Source organism: Phenylobacterium sp. (assembly GCF_016793225.1).
Lineage (GTDB): Bacteria > Pseudomonadota > Alphaproteobacteria > Caulobacterales > Caulobacteraceae > Phenylobacterium.
Map to the genome: position 1 here is coordinate 18,097 of NZ_JAEUMN010000154.1, position 12,494 is coordinate 30,590.

Consider the following 12,494-nt stretch of genomic DNA (forward strand, 5'->3'; position numbering starts at 1 on the left):
TCGCCCCGCGCGGCCTAACCCGGATGGCCGCAGCATCCGAGAGTTGGCATGAGCGTCACGGCCGTCGTCGTCAATCTGGTGCGCGAGAGGGTCGCCAAGTGGCCGGCGGACCCCGGCCAGGGCGTCGTCTTCGACCTGCTCCGGCTGCTCTCGCGCTGGCGCTCGCAGATGCTGGCGAACACCTACATCCACCTTCAGGGGCGCCGGATCTGGAGCGGCCCCTTCGTCGGCATGGAATACGTGGACAGCGCCACCGAGGGGGCCCTGATGCCGCGCCTGCTCGGGACGTACGAGTCCGAACTCCATCCCCACCTTGCGAGTCTCGCCGCCGAGGGGCTGGACGGGGTGATCGATGTGGGATGCGCCGAGGGCTACTACGCCGTCGGCCTGGCGCGGATGATGCCCGACGTCACCGTCTACGCCTACGACATCGACGAGAAGGCGCGGGCCTCCTGCGCCGAGCTGGCCCAGCGCAACGGAGTCGCCGACCGCGTCGTGGTGGGGGGCGAGTTCAAGCCCGATGGGTTCGAGGCGTTCGCCGGGCGGCGCATGCTGGTGCTGGTCGACACCGAGGGCGCGGAGCTCGACATCCTGCGGCCCGATCTCTCGCCCGCCCTCGCCGGGATGAGCATCATCGTCGAGACGCACGACGTGTTCCGGGCCGGCGCGCTCGAGACGCTGCAGGCCCGGTTCGCGGCCACCCACGACATCGTGCGCGTGGATCAGCAGCCGAAGACGTTCGAGATGCCGCCCTTCCTTAGGCCCATGACCCACCTCGACCAGCTGCTGGCGGTGTGGGAATGGCGGCTGCAGCCGACGCCGTGGCTGGTCATGCGGCCCAAGCGGACCTGACCACCACGGCGCGGCGGGACGCCGTCAGGCGTCGAACACGATCACCGAGCGCGCGACCGCGCCGGTCTTCATCTCCTCGAAGGCCTCGTTGACCTGGTCGAGCTTGATCCGGCGGCTGACCATGTCGTCCAGGTGCAGCTTGCCGGCCATGTAGGCGTCCACCAGGCGGGGCATGTCCACCGGGAAGCGGTTGGAGCCCATCAGCGAGCCCTGGATGCGCTTCTCGCCCAGGAAGGCCGCGCCCATCAGGCTGATGGTCTGGCCGACGGGGATCATGCCGATGACATTGGCCGTGCCGCCGCGGGCCAGCATGTTGAACGCCTGCTCCGCCGTGGCGGCGAGGCCGATCGCCTCGAAGCTGTGCTGCACGCCGCCGCGGGTCATCTCCAGCACGGTCTTCACCGCGTCGGGACCGCCGAGGACGAAGTCGGTCGCGCCCATGGACTTGGCCAGGTTCTCCTTACCCGGGGCCATGTCGATGGCGATGATGCGGCCCGCGCCCGCGAGCGCCGCGCCGTTCACCGCCGCCAGGCCCACGCCGCCGCAGCCGATGACGGCCACCGTGTCGCCCGGACGGACGTTCGAGGTGTGGATGACGGCGCCCACGCCGGTCATGACGCCGCAGCCGATGAGGGCGGCGCGGTCGAGCGGCATGTCCTTGCGGATCGCCACGCAGGCGTTCTCGTGGATCAGCATCTGCTCGGCGAACGACGACAGGTTCAGGTACTGCAGCATCGGGCCGTTCGGCGCCGACAGGCGCGGCTCGTCGTCCTCGCGGCGCTTGGTCTCGGGGCTGACGCAACGGGCCATGTGGCCGGTCACGCAGTGATCGCAGTGGCCGCAGAAGGCCGAAAGGCAGGTGATCACGTGGTCGCCCGGCTTCACCGTGCGGACCTCGGAGCCGACCGCCTCGACGATGCCGGCGCTCTCGTGGCCCAGCACGGCCGGGAGCGGGTGCGGATACTTGCCTTCCACGAAGTGGAGGTCGGAGTGGCAGACGCCGGCGGCGGCGGTGCGGATCAGCACCTCGCGCGGGCCGGGCTTGGAGATCTGAACATCTTCGATCTGAAGCGGCTTGCCCACTTCGCGCAGCACGGCGGCCTTCATGGCGTCCCTCCTCGAACAGTTGTTGGAGGAAGCCTTATCGCCGTTCAGATGCGGCTGGGAAGCCCCTATCGACAAGCCGGCGCGCGCCTTCCATCTAGAGCGCATCCCACCGGGGATGAGTCAGCCGCAGGCGACCAGGATGCGCTCCAGACGAAGGACGACGAGCCCGTTCCGCCAGACGGGCTTGATTCAACCCGGTCGGCACGGGCTCTAGGGGCATGGACGCCGCGCCCCCGATGAAGGCCGTGACTGCGCTCGACGTGTTCCTGGCGTTCCTCCGCCAGGGCCTGATCTCGTTCGGCGGGCCGGTCGCCCACATCGGCTACTTCCGTCGCGAATTCGTCGAGCGGCGAGGCTGGGTGTCGGAGGGCGCCTTCGCCGACCTGATCGCGCTCTGCCACTTCCTCCCCGGGCCCGCCTCCAGCCAGATGGGCATGGCGATCGGCCTGCGGCAGGCCGGACTCCCCGGCGCGCTCGCCGCCTTCGCGGGTTTCACCCTCCCCGCCGCGGCGGCCATGATGCTGTTCGCCGCCTACTCGCCCGTGATCTCGATGCGGTTCGGGACGGAGTGGATCCACGGCCTGAAGGTGGCCGCCGCGGCCGTGGTGCTGCAGGCGGTCGTGCAGATGGCCCGCAACCTCGCCACAGGCCCGATCCGCGCCGGACTGGCCATCGGCGCCGGGCTGGGCCTCTTCTTCGTCCAGGGACCGGCCGCGCAGATCGCGACCCTGGTCGCGGGCGGCGCCTTCGGCGCGCTGCTGCTTCGGAACGCGCCCGCCGGAGAGCTTCCACCGGACGAGGCCTCCAGCGCCGTCGACGCCCAGAGCGCGGTGATCGCGCTCGCCATCTTCGCGCTGCTCCTGGTGGGCCTGCCGCTGCTGGCGAGCGCGCTGCAGAACACGGGCCTGGGCCTCGCCAGCGTCTTCTACCGCACGGGGTCCCTGGTCTTCGGCGGCGGGCATGTCGTCCTGCCGCTCCTCGAGCGCGAGGTCGTCGGCCGCGGCTGGCTGGACGAGCAGAGTTTCCTGGCCGGCTACGGCGTCATGCAGGCGCTGCCCGGACCGCTGTTCAGCTTCGCGGCGTTCGTCGGCTACCGGCAGGACTACGGCCCCGGCGGGATCGTGGGCGGCCTGATCGCGCTCTTCGGGATCTTCCTGCCCAGCCTTCTGCTGGTGACGGGGGTTCTGCCCTTCTGGGACCGCCTCAAGCGCGAGGGCTGGGCGCGCGGGCTGATGGCCGGCGTCGGCGCCACGGTCGTGGGCATCCTCGCCGCCGCGCTCTGGGACCCCGTCATCATCACCACGGTGGAACAGCCGGCGGACTGGGCGCTCATCGCCGCGGCGTTCATCTTCCTGCAGATCGCGAAACTGCCGCCCTGGCTGGTCGTGATCGGCTTCGCCGTCGCGACGGGGATCTTCCTCTAGCTCAGGCCGCGCGCGCCTTCGGGAGCCTGGACGGCAGCAGGGCCGGCAGCTTCGGCCACCGGAACGTCCACAGGGTCGAGCGCTGCGGAATGCAGGACTCGATCGCCGCGAGCAGGACCTCGGCCGGCCCGTCGTTCAGGAAGTGGTTTGCGCCCTCGGTCCGCACGACCCGGATGGGCCGCCGCGTGACCGTCTCCGCCGCCAGCTTCTCGGCCACCTCGACCGGGGCGAAGTCGTCCTGGTCTCCGTGGACGATGTGGATCGGCAGGTTCACGCGCGACAGCGCGCGCTTGGCGTGGCGAAGCTGCGGCTTCTGGCCGGTGACCTCGATCACCGCGTTGCGCAGGTCGCGCGGGATCATCCTAAGCGCCTTGCCCCCCAGGTCGAGCAGCCAGCGCGCCGTCGGTCCCGCCTCGCCGAAGAAGCCGGACAGCAGAACCAGCCCCGCCACCTTGCCGGGGTTCTGGTCAGCCATGATCGAGGCGATGGCCGCCCCGTAGCTCTGGCCGACGAGAAGCACCTTCTGGCCCCGGGGCGCATACAGCACGGGGGCGAGTGCTTCGGCCTGCACGCGGATGTCCGTGACCGGATGCAGGGGCTCGGAGTTGGCGTAGCCCGGCCGGTCGACGACGATCATCTCGCGGTCCTGCGGCAGCTCGGCGAGCGTCTCGGCCCAGTACTCCGCCCAGGACGGCGCGCCGGTGATGACGACGATCTTCCAGGGCGGCGGCGCCTCGCGGGGCGTCTCGATGGCCGAGATGCGCCAGCCGTGGCCGCCCCCCGCCATGAAGCTGGTGCGGCGGACCACGCTCTCGGGATAGTCGGCCGACGTCGGGGCGTGTTCGGTCCGCCCTCGGGCCGCGGCCTCGATCGCCGCCCACCCCATCGCCAGCACGCCCTTGGGCCGCTTCCGAGCCACCGAACTCACCTCCTGGCCTCCATTCTCAGCTGTGAAGGCTGAACGCACGGTTCAAGAGGTGGTTCGTTCCTGTTCAGGTCATCAAGTCGATGCGTCCGCCGGGGCCGCGAGTCGGTCGCGTAGTTCCCGCTTCAGCACCTTGCCCGTGGGCCCGATCGGGAGCTCGTCGACGATCCGAACCTCGTCCGGCGTCCACCACTTCGCGACGCGGGCGCCGACGTGCGCCCTCACCGCCTCGGGATCCGCCGTCTGTCCCGGCCGCAGCGTCACCAGCAACAGCGGGCGTTCGTCCCACTTCGGGTGGGGCATGCCCACGGCGGCGGCCATGGCGACGGCGGGATGCGAGCAGGCCGCCTCCTCGAGGTCGAGGGTCGAAATCCACTCGCCGCCGGACTTGATCACGTCCTTCGCCCGGTCGGTGAGACGCAGGTAGCCTTCTGGATCGAGGGTGGCGATGTCGCCGGTGTCGAACCAGCCGTCGTCGGTGAACGCCTGGGCGCCGTCCTGCTTGAAGTAGGCGGAGGACACCCAGGGCCCGCGCACCTGCAGGGCGCCGCTGGACTTCCCGTCGCGCGGCAGCTCGCGGCCGTCCTCGCCTACGATCCGCAGCTCAACGCCCCACAGCCCGCGGCCCTGCTTCAGCTTGCGTTGCAGGGTCGCCTCGGCGCTCTCGCCGGCGTGGGTCGGCAGGGGCGTATTGATGACGCCGAGCGGCGAGGTCTCGGTCATGCCCCAGATCTGGCGGACCTTGCCGCCCAGCCGGGCCTCGATCCGGGAGATGAGCGCCGCGGTCGGCGCCGAGCCGCCGATGGCGATGGTGCGGACGGACGTCAGCCGGCCGCCCGTCTGGTCGAGATGGTCGGCCACGCCCACCCAGATGGTAGGCACGCCCAGGAGGAAGGTGACGTCCTCGGCGGCGATGAGCTCCGAGATGCTGGCGCCGTCGAGCGCGCGGCCCGGCAGCACCAGCTTCGCCCCCACCAGGGGCGCGGCGTAGGGCGTGCACCAGGCGTTGGCGTGGTACATCTGGGCGCACGGCATCACCACGTCGCGGGCCGAGAGGTCGAAGGCGTCGGGCAGCGCCAGCGCCAGGGCGTGGAGCACCGTCGAACGGTGGCCGTAGAGCACGCCCTTGGGATTGCCCGTGGTGCCCGAGGTGTAGCAGAGGCCGGAGGCCTGCTTCTCGTCGAGGTCGGGCCAGGCGAAGTCGGCGGTCTGGGCCGCCAGCAGGTCCTCGTAGACCATCACCCCGGCCTCGTCCCGCCACGACGGCGCGTGCTCGGCGTCGGTCATCGCGACGAGCGTGCGGACGGTCTTCATCCGCGGCGCAAGCTCGCGCACCTGGTCCGAGAAGGTGATGTCGAAGAGCAGGACCGAGTCTTCCGCGTGGTCGGCCACCCAGACGATCTGGTCGTCGTGCAGGCGCGGATTGATCGTGTGCAGGATCGCGCCGATCCCGGTGACGGCGAAGTAGAGCTCGAAGTGGCGGTGGGTGCTCCAGGCCAGGGTCGCCACGCGGTCGCCCGGCTTCACCCCAAGCGCCAGCAGCGCCTTCGCCATCCGCTTCGCCCGCGCCAGTGCATCGCGGTAGCCATAGCGGTGGATCGGTCCCTCCACCGTCCGCGTCACCACCTCCCGGTCGCCGTGGTAGAGCGCTGCGTGCTCCAGGATCGACGGAAGCGTGAGCGGCCGGTCCATCATCAGGGCGAGCATCGTGGGCGGTTCCTCCAGCGGGCCGCTGCATTGAACCACGACCGCCGCGCAGATCGCTAGCGCTCCCCGCGCGCCTCCAGGGTGGCGGCGTTCAGCTTGCGGATCCGCTGCTCGTACAGCTGGGCCAGGCGCGCCGGGTCCGAGACCTCGCTGCGGGCGTCCCGCCACGCGAGCTGCCGCTGCCGCAGCGTCGCGCGGTCCTCGTGCGCGTCGAGCGCCCGCGCGTAGGCGCGGCGCAGGTCCACCTGCAGCCGCTGCAACCGGGGCGTCTCGCAGATGACCTGATCGGCGGGCGTGCCTTCGGCGCAGGACCGGGTCGGGGCCGCGTCAGCCTCGGCCGTGTGGACCGGCGCGCCCTCCGGCTCGGGTTCCGGGGCCGTAGCGGGGGGCGAGACGGTCTCGGAGGGGGCTTCCAAGGCGGGAGGAGGTTCAGCCGGATGCTCGGCCGGCGCGTCCACGGCCGGCGGCGCCTCGAGGGGCGCTGCGGCGATTTCCAGGCGCGTCGGCGCGGCGGGGATGTTGGTCGGCACCGGAGGTTCGGCGCGCGGCGGCTCGCCGCTCACGATCTCGGCGACTCCGACCCCGACCATCGCGCCCACGGCCAGGCCGGCCGCGAACCCGGCCGCGACCCAGGGCGACCGGCGCGGACGGGTCCGGGCCGGCGGCGTGCGGCTGCGCGCCGGCGCAGACGGAGGTTCCGCCGTCTCGAGGGTCAAGGGCGGCTCGTCCGGCGGCAGGTCGGCCGGCTCGATCAGCCCCGGATCCGACCGCGGCTCGAGGGGGTCCCCAAGATCGAGGGTGATCGGCCGGGGCTCGACGTCCCGGCGGGTGCGGAGCAGCCGGCCGCGCCCGTCCCGCGCGTGGCGCTCGCGGCGGTCGGCCATCTCCTGAAGGATCCGGTAGCTGAGGTCAGCCTGTCCGCGGCTGCGCGTGGAGTCGAGCAATTGCCGGAGCTCCGGCCCGCTCAGGGAGGAGAGGTCGACCTGCAGCATGCGAAGCAATCCCGGGCGCGTCACAACATTCGTCGCCGGCGCCCGTCACCTCACCAGCTGGAGGCAGTGTGCGCTTGCTCCACGCGTTTGTGAACCGGTCTCCGCGCCGCAGCCGCTAGCCGCCCGGCGCCAGCCCCTGGAGCAGGCGCGGCAGGTTGGGCTGTCCGGTGTGCGCCGTGACGCCGCCGTCCACCGGAATGACGGCTCCCGTGATGTACGAGGCGTCGTCGGACGCGAGGAAGGCCACGACGGCGGCGATCTCCTCGGGTCGCGCGAAGCGGCCCAGCGGCACCACCTCGTTCCAGGCGTCGCGCACGCCCGGCCACTGGTCGATGCCTGCGATGATGGGCGTGTCCACCGGGCCGGGGCAGACGGCGTTGATCCGCACACCCTCGCGCGCATGGTCGATGGCGGCGGCGCGGGTGTAGTTCACGACGGCGCCCTTGGCGGCGTTGTAGGCCGCGAAGCTGTAGTCCCCGCCCAGTCCCGAGATGGACGCCGTGTTGACGATGGCGCCGCCGCCCCGGGCCCGCATCCGCGGAATGGCGGCCCGGCAGCCGTAGAAGACGCCGTTCAGGTCGATCTCGATCACCCGCCGCCAGTCGTCGGGCGCGAGGTCAGGCGTCGCGGCGAAGCTGCCGACGCCTGCATTGTTGAACATCACGTCCAGGCCGCCGAACGCGTCTTCGGCGCGCGCCGCCAGCGCCTCGACCTGGGCCCAGTCCGCGACGTCCGCGTGCTGGTAGATCGCCCGGTCCTGGCCCAGCTCCGCGGCGACGGCCCGGCCCGCGTCGTCGTTGACGTCCGAGACCACGACAGCCGCGCCCTCGGCGTGGAACCGGCGCGCCGCAGCCAGGCCGATGCCCGACGCGCCGCCCGTGACGACCGCCACCTTGCCCTCGAACCGCATGCCGATTCCTCCCTGCGCGGGCCCGCCTAGTCGTCGAAGCCCACGAACACGGTGGCTTCCTTGACGGACTTCCGTTCCGAAACCACCGCGTTGGCCGGGAAGGTATCGTCGGGCCAGCCCAGGGCGATGCTCTTCATGATCACCTGGTCGTCGGCCACGCCCGCATGCTCGCGCACCACCGGCGACTGCATGATGCCCTGGCTGTTGATCACCGCGCCCAGCCCGCGCGACCAGGCGGCGTTGACGAGCGCCGTGGCCACCGCGCCGCAGTCGAAGGGCGCGTCGTCCATGCCCTCCAGCTCCTTGTCGAAGGTCACGATGATGCACACGGGCGCGTCGAACTGGCGGAAGCCGCGCAGCACCCAGTCCTGGCGGCCCTCCTTGTCGTCGCGGGCGATCCCCATGGCGCCGAAGAGCTGCTTGGCCACGCCCACCTGCCGCTCGCGGTGCTTGCCCTCGAAGCCCTTGGTCCCGATGCGGAATTCGCGCGACTGCGGCACGCCCGCCAGGTTGCGCTCGGTGTTGCCCGCGCGGATCCGGTCCAGGGGCTCGCCGGTGATGACGTAGAAGTTCCACGGCTGCACGTTCATCGAGGACGGCGAACGCATCGCCAGGGTGATGATCTCCTCGATCAGCTCCCGGGGCACCGGGTCGGGCTTGTAGCCACGGATCGAGCGGCGGCCGAGGACGACTTCGTCGTAGGTCGGGATCTGAGTCATGCGCCGCTTGCTAGCACGACCATCGCGTGACGCAGGGTCCGGCGGAAGCGCTTGAATGACGCTACGTCCGCGCCGCTTGCTGGAGCGCGTTATAGAAAGCTCGGCGAGGAGCCCGACGATGGACGACGCCACCGCGGCCAAGGACCCGATCCACGACTTCGATCCTGACGCCCTGCGGGCCAGGTACCAGGCCGAGCGGGACAAGCGCATCCGGCCGGACGGCGAGGCGCAGTACATCGAGCTTTCGGGGAAGTTCGCCCGCTACGCGGAGGAGGATCCCTACGCCGATCCGACCTTCACGCGCGCGCCCCTGAACGACGAGATCGAGGTCGCCATCATCGGCGGCGGGTTCTCGGGCATGCTGGCGGCGGCGCGTTTGCGCGAGCAGGGCGTGGACGACTTCCGCATCGTGGAGGCGGGCGGCGACTTCGGGGGGACCTGGTACTGGAACCGCTATCCCGGCGCCCAGTGCGACATCGAGAGCTACTGCTACCTGCCGCTCCTGGAGGAGCTCGGCTACATCCCGAAGGAGAAGTACAGCTACGTCGGCGAGATCTTCGAGCACTCGCAGCGGATCGGGAAGGCGTACGGCCTCTACGAGCGCGCCTGCTTCCAGACCCGCGTGAACGAGCTCAGCTGGGACGAGGGCCTGAAGCGCTGGCATATCCGCACCAACCGCGGCGACGACATGAAGGCGCGGTTCGTGATCATGGCGCTGGGCACCGCCAGCCGCGCCAAGCTGCCCGGAATCCCGGGCATCGAGGACTTCGAGGGGCACACCTTCCACACCAGCCGCTGGGACTACGACTACACCGGCGGCGACACGACGGGCGGCCTGACCAAGCTCGGCGACAAGCGCGTCGCCGTCATCGGCACCGGCGCCACCGCCATCCAGTGCGTGCCCTATGTGGGCCAGTACGCCCAGCATCTCTACGTCTTCCAGCGGACGCCCAGCTCGGTGGACCTGCGCGGCAACAAGCCCACGGACGAGGATTGGGCCAAGACCCTGCAGCCCGGCTGGCAGCGGGCGCGGCGGCACAACTTCGCCGACATCGTCGAGGGCCGGCCCTTCAAGGAGGACCTGGTCAACGACGGCTGGACCGACATCTTCCGCAGCCTGGCCGCGGGCTTCCCGCTGGCCCAGTCGCGAACCGCGGAGGTGACGCCGGCCGACATCGCGCGCCAGGTCGAGTTGGCCGACTTCGTGAAGATGAACAAGATCCGCGCCCGTGTGGACGAGCACGTGACGGATCCGGCCACGGCCGAGGCGCTGAAGCCCTGGTACCGGCAGTTCTGCAAGCGGCCGACCTTCAACGACGAGTACCTGCCCACCTTCAACCGGCCCAATGTGACGCTCGTCGATGTGAGCGAGTCCAAGGGGGTCGAGCGGATCACCAGGACCGGGGTGGTGGCGAACGGCGTCGAGTATCCCGTGGACTGCATCATCTTCGCGTCGGGCTTCGAGATCTCGACGGCGTTCCGGCGGCGGATCGGCTTCGACATCACCGGCCGCGACGGGCTGTCGCTGTACGACTACTACAAGGACGGCTTCCGCACCCTGCACGGCCATTCCAGCCGCGGCTTCCCCAATTGGTTCTACATCGGCATCGGCCAGAACGGCCTCTCGGTGAACATGACCGCCATGTTCGACGACCAGGCCCAGCACATCGCCTACATCATCAAGGAGGTGAAGGCGCGCGGAGCGACGACGGTCGAGCCGACGGCGGAGGCGGAAGACGCCTGGGTGGACGTGATCCGCTCGGTGGCGGTGCTGAACCGCGATTTCCAGAACGCCTGCACCCCCGGCTACTACAACAACGAGGGCGGCGAGCGCTCCGGCGGCCTGACCGGCGGCGTCTACACGCCGGGGATCAACAAGTTCAACGCGCTGCTGGCGGAATGGCGCGCCAAGGGCGACCTCGAGGGTCTGGAGCTGAAGCCGTGACCGTCCTGGCGATGACCAAGCTGATCGTCGCCGACGTCGAGAAGGCCAAGGCCTTCTACGAGCCGGTGTGCGGCGTGCGCGAAGTGCGCCGGATCAACGCCGGATCGGGCGCCTCGGCCATCACCGAGCTGATCATGGCCGCCGACAAGCCGGGCGGCGCGACGCTGGTCCTCTTCCAGTCGCACGGCGGCCCGCCGCCCGCGCCGGGCTCGTGCGTGCTGGTGTTCGAGACCGACGACGTGGACGCCTTCGTGGAGCGGGCGGTGGCGGCCGGCGGCGCGGTGCAGACGCCCGTCACCCGGCTGCCGGAACTGGGCCTCAGCTACGCCTACGTCCGCGACCCGGAGGGGCACATCCTGGAGCCGCTCTGCCGCAAGGCGTGAGGGTCTCCGCGGGGTCTTGAAAGCCGGCGCGTCCGTTCCAAATCCTTCGCCGACCGCTGCCGACAGCGGCCGATCGGATGAAAGGAACGGATGGAGTCACGGCCATGCGCCTCGCGACGACGGAAAGCTCGGTATACGCCCAGGGCCTCGCGGCCGCGCTCGCCCGCGGCGTTCGCCCCGCGGTGGGTTTCACGATCCCCGACGACGTGCTGAAGGATCCCGACCTCACGCTGCGCGACAAGCGCGAGATCCTGTCCTCCTGGGCGTCCGACGCCTCCGCGGTCCAGGACGAGCCGACGCTGCGGTGGCTGCTCGGCACGCCCGAGCCCGTCCCCTTTATCGAGGTGCGCGACGCCCTGGCGCGCCTCGATCGGCTCGAGCGGATGTAGCCGGCGCCCCGGACGACGCCGCCGGGAACGATCGCCCTGCCCGAACGGTTGGCGGGACAAGCTTCCTTCGAGAAGCGCCCCCACAAACCAGGAAGGTGAGCCATGAGCGAGTGGAACAGGCGGGATCGCGACGAGGACCAGCGCCGCTACGGGAACGACGAGCGGAGCCGGTCGTCCGGCGGTGGGCAGGATCGCGGCCGTTGGGGCGAGCAGCGGAGCTTCGGGCGGGGCGGCGGATCGCAGGACGACGAGTATCGCGGCGGGGACGACTACCGCGGCGGCTATGACGACGACCAGGGCATGGGCCGACAGGCCGGCCGCGGGTCCACTTACGGCGGCATGGGCCGCTACGGGCAGGACGACGGCGGGCGCTCCGGCGGCGGGTGGTCGGGCGGCGGCCGCTCCGGCTACGGCGGCGAGTCCTACGGCGGCGGACGGTCGTACGGCGGGCAGCCTTACGGCGGACAGTCGTACGGCGGACAGTCCGGCTACGGGGGCGGCCGCGCCTACGGGTCGTACGGCCAGGGCGGCGGCGGCCAGGACTACGGCGAGTCGTCCTACCGCGGCGGCCAGGGGTATGGCTCCGGCGGGCAGTCCTATGGTGGGCAGTCCTACGGCGGGCAATCCTACGGGGGCCAGTCCTATGGCGGCCAACAGGGCGGCCGGCAGGGCGTCTTCGGCGAGAACGAGCGCCTGCAGCGGGTCAGCGACGGCGAGAGCGAACACGGCCACTTCTTCGGCGGCGGCATGACGGGCGGCCAGCATCGCGGTCGCGGCCCGAAGAACTACACCCGTTCGGACGAGCGCATCCGCGACGACATCAACGACCGGCTGGGCGACGACAGCTGGCTGGACGCCTCGGAAATCGACGTGCAGGTCTCGTCCTGCGAGGTCACGCTGACCGGAACGGTCAACTCTCGCGAGGACAAGCGCCGCGCGGAAGACCTGGCCGAACAGGTGTCGGGCGTGAAGCACGTGCAGAACAACCTGCGGGTCCAGCCCCAGGGCGGGGCCTCGCAGGGCTCGACCGGCACGAGCGCGGGCTCCGGGTCCACCTCGATGAGCGGCGCGGCGTCAGGGATGGGCGGCGCTAGCCCGTCGTCCACGACCGGCGGCGCGAGCGGCAAGACTCAGTAGGCGT

At 71.0% G+C, this 12,494-nt stretch carries 12 protein-coding genes; 6 read left to right on the forward strand and 6 right to left on the reverse strand.

Annotated elements, in window-relative coordinates:
• Positions 1 to 48 precede the first annotated feature (48 nt).
• Positions 49 to 852 carry a methyltransferase gene (locus tag JNK30_RS17850; RefSeq protein WP_293484260.1) on the forward strand — a complete coding sequence of 268 codons (804 nt, stop codon included), beginning with the start codon at positions 49 to 51 and terminating at the stop codon, positions 850 to 852.
• A 24-nt stretch (positions 853 to 876) separates the two neighbouring features.
• Here the strand turns inward: JNK30_RS17850 and JNK30_RS17855 are convergent, their stop codons facing one another.
• Positions 877 to 1,959 carry a Zn-dependent alcohol dehydrogenase gene (locus tag JNK30_RS17855; RefSeq protein WP_293484261.1) on the reverse strand — a complete coding sequence of 361 codons (1,083 nt, stop codon included), beginning with the start codon at positions 1,957 to 1,959 and terminating at the stop codon, positions 877 to 879.
• A 218-nt stretch (positions 1,960 to 2,177) separates the two neighbouring features.
• Between JNK30_RS17855 and chrA the strand changes: the two genes are divergently transcribed.
• On the forward strand, positions 2,178 to 3,383 hold the full coding sequence (gene chrA, locus JNK30_RS17860) for a chromate efflux transporter (RefSeq protein WP_293484263.1): 1,206 nt from the start codon (positions 2,178 to 2,180) through the stop codon (positions 3,381 to 3,383).
• A gap of 1 nt (position 3,384) precedes the next feature.
• On the opposite strand, the gene JNK30_RS17865 is transcribed toward chrA, so the two are convergent.
• From JNK30_RS17865 to JNK30_RS17885, 5 genes are all read right to left on the reverse strand, one after another.
• Complete coding sequence (locus JNK30_RS17865; protein ID WP_293484265.1) at positions 3,385 to 4,311, reverse strand: alpha/beta hydrolase; 927 nt, start codon at positions 4,309 to 4,311, stop codon at positions 3,385 to 3,387.
• 72 nt (positions 4,312 to 4,383) lie between these two features.
• On the reverse strand, positions 4,384 to 6,015 hold the full coding sequence (locus tag JNK30_RS17870) for a long-chain fatty acid--CoA ligase (protein ID WP_293484267.1): 1,632 nt from the start codon (positions 6,013 to 6,015) through the stop codon (positions 4,384 to 4,386).
• 56 nt (positions 6,016 to 6,071) lie between these two features.
• Entirely contained in the window at positions 6,072 to 7,007 is a 936-nt protein-coding gene (locus JNK30_RS17875) for a hypothetical protein (RefSeq protein WP_293484269.1), read from the reverse strand.
• A gap of 115 nt (positions 7,008 to 7,122) precedes the next feature.
• Positions 7,123 to 7,917, reverse strand: coding sequence for an SDR family NAD(P)-dependent oxidoreductase (locus JNK30_RS17880; protein WP_293484271.1), 795 nt, complete (start codon positions 7,915 to 7,917; stop codon positions 7,123 to 7,125).
• A gap of 26 nt (positions 7,918 to 7,943) precedes the next feature.
• Positions 7,944 to 8,636 (reverse strand): nitroreductase, encoded by a 693-nt coding sequence (locus JNK30_RS17885; RefSeq protein ID WP_293484273.1) that lies wholly within the window; start codon positions 8,634 to 8,636, stop codon positions 7,944 to 7,946.
• Between the two features lie 118 nt (positions 8,637 to 8,754).
• On the opposite strand from JNK30_RS17885, the gene JNK30_RS17890 reads away from it, so the two are divergent.
• The 4 genes from JNK30_RS17890 (at position 8,755) to JNK30_RS17905 (ending at position 12,490) form a co-directional block, all read left to right on the forward strand.
• Complete coding sequence (locus JNK30_RS17890) at positions 8,755 to 10,581, forward strand: NAD(P)/FAD-dependent oxidoreductase (protein ID WP_293484274.1); 1,827 nt, start codon at positions 8,755 to 8,757, stop codon at positions 10,579 to 10,581.
• Complete coding sequence (locus tag JNK30_RS17895) at positions 10,578 to 10,964, forward strand: VOC family protein (RefSeq protein ID WP_293484276.1); 387 nt, start codon at positions 10,578 to 10,580, stop codon at positions 10,962 to 10,964. The genes JNK30_RS17890 and JNK30_RS17895 overlap by 4 nt, the downstream gene beginning before the upstream one ends.
• A gap of 104 nt (positions 10,965 to 11,068) precedes the next feature.
• Positions 11,069 to 11,353: a hypothetical protein gene (locus JNK30_RS17900; RefSeq protein ID WP_293484278.1), complete on the forward strand. Its 285-nt coding sequence runs from the start codon at positions 11,069 to 11,071 to the stop codon at positions 11,351 to 11,353.
• Between the two features lie 102 nt (positions 11,354 to 11,455).
• Positions 11,456 to 12,490, forward strand: coding sequence for a BON domain-containing protein (locus JNK30_RS17905; protein ID WP_293484280.1), 1,035 nt, complete (start codon positions 11,456 to 11,458; stop codon positions 12,488 to 12,490).
• The last annotated feature ends 4 nt before the right edge of the window (positions 12,491 to 12,494 follow it).

Excerpts from the sequence above, each read along its gene's own strand:
- JNK30_RS17890 (WP_293484274.1), top strand. The coding sequence starts at position 8,755 with ATGGACGACGCCACCGCGGCCAAGGACCCGATCCACGACTTCGATCCT.
- JNK30_RS17875 (WP_293484269.1), bottom strand. The coding sequence starts at position 7,007 with ATGCTGCAGGTCGACCTCTCCTCCCTGAGCGGGCCGGAGCTCCGGCAA.
- JNK30_RS17870 (WP_293484267.1), bottom strand. The coding sequence starts at position 6,015 with ATGCTCGCCCTGATGATGGACCGGCCGCTCACGCTTCCGTCGATCCTG.
- JNK30_RS17880 (WP_293484271.1), bottom strand. The coding sequence starts at position 7,917 with ATGCGGTTCGAGGGCAAGGTGGCGGTCGTCACGGGCGGCGCGTCGGGC.
- JNK30_RS17905 (WP_293484280.1), top strand. The coding sequence starts at position 11,456 with ATGAGCGAGTGGAACAGGCGGGATCGCGACGAGGACCAGCGCCGCTAC.
- JNK30_RS17885 (WP_293484273.1), bottom strand. The coding sequence starts at position 8,636 with ATGACTCAGATCCCGACCTACGACGAAGTCGTCCTCGGCCGCCGCTCG.
- chrA (WP_293484263.1), top strand. The coding sequence starts at position 2,178 with ATGGACGCCGCGCCCCCGATGAAGGCCGTGACTGCGCTCGACGTGTTC.
- JNK30_RS17855 (WP_293484261.1), bottom strand. The coding sequence starts at position 1,959 with ATGAAGGCCGCCGTGCTGCGCGAAGTGGGCAAGCCGCTTCAGATCGAA.
- JNK30_RS17900 (WP_293484278.1), top strand. The coding sequence starts at position 11,069 with ATGCGCCTCGCGACGACGGAAAGCTCGGTATACGCCCAGGGCCTCGCG.
- JNK30_RS17850 (WP_293484260.1), top strand. The coding sequence starts at position 49 with ATGAGCGTCACGGCCGTCGTCGTCAATCTGGTGCGCGAGAGGGTCGCC.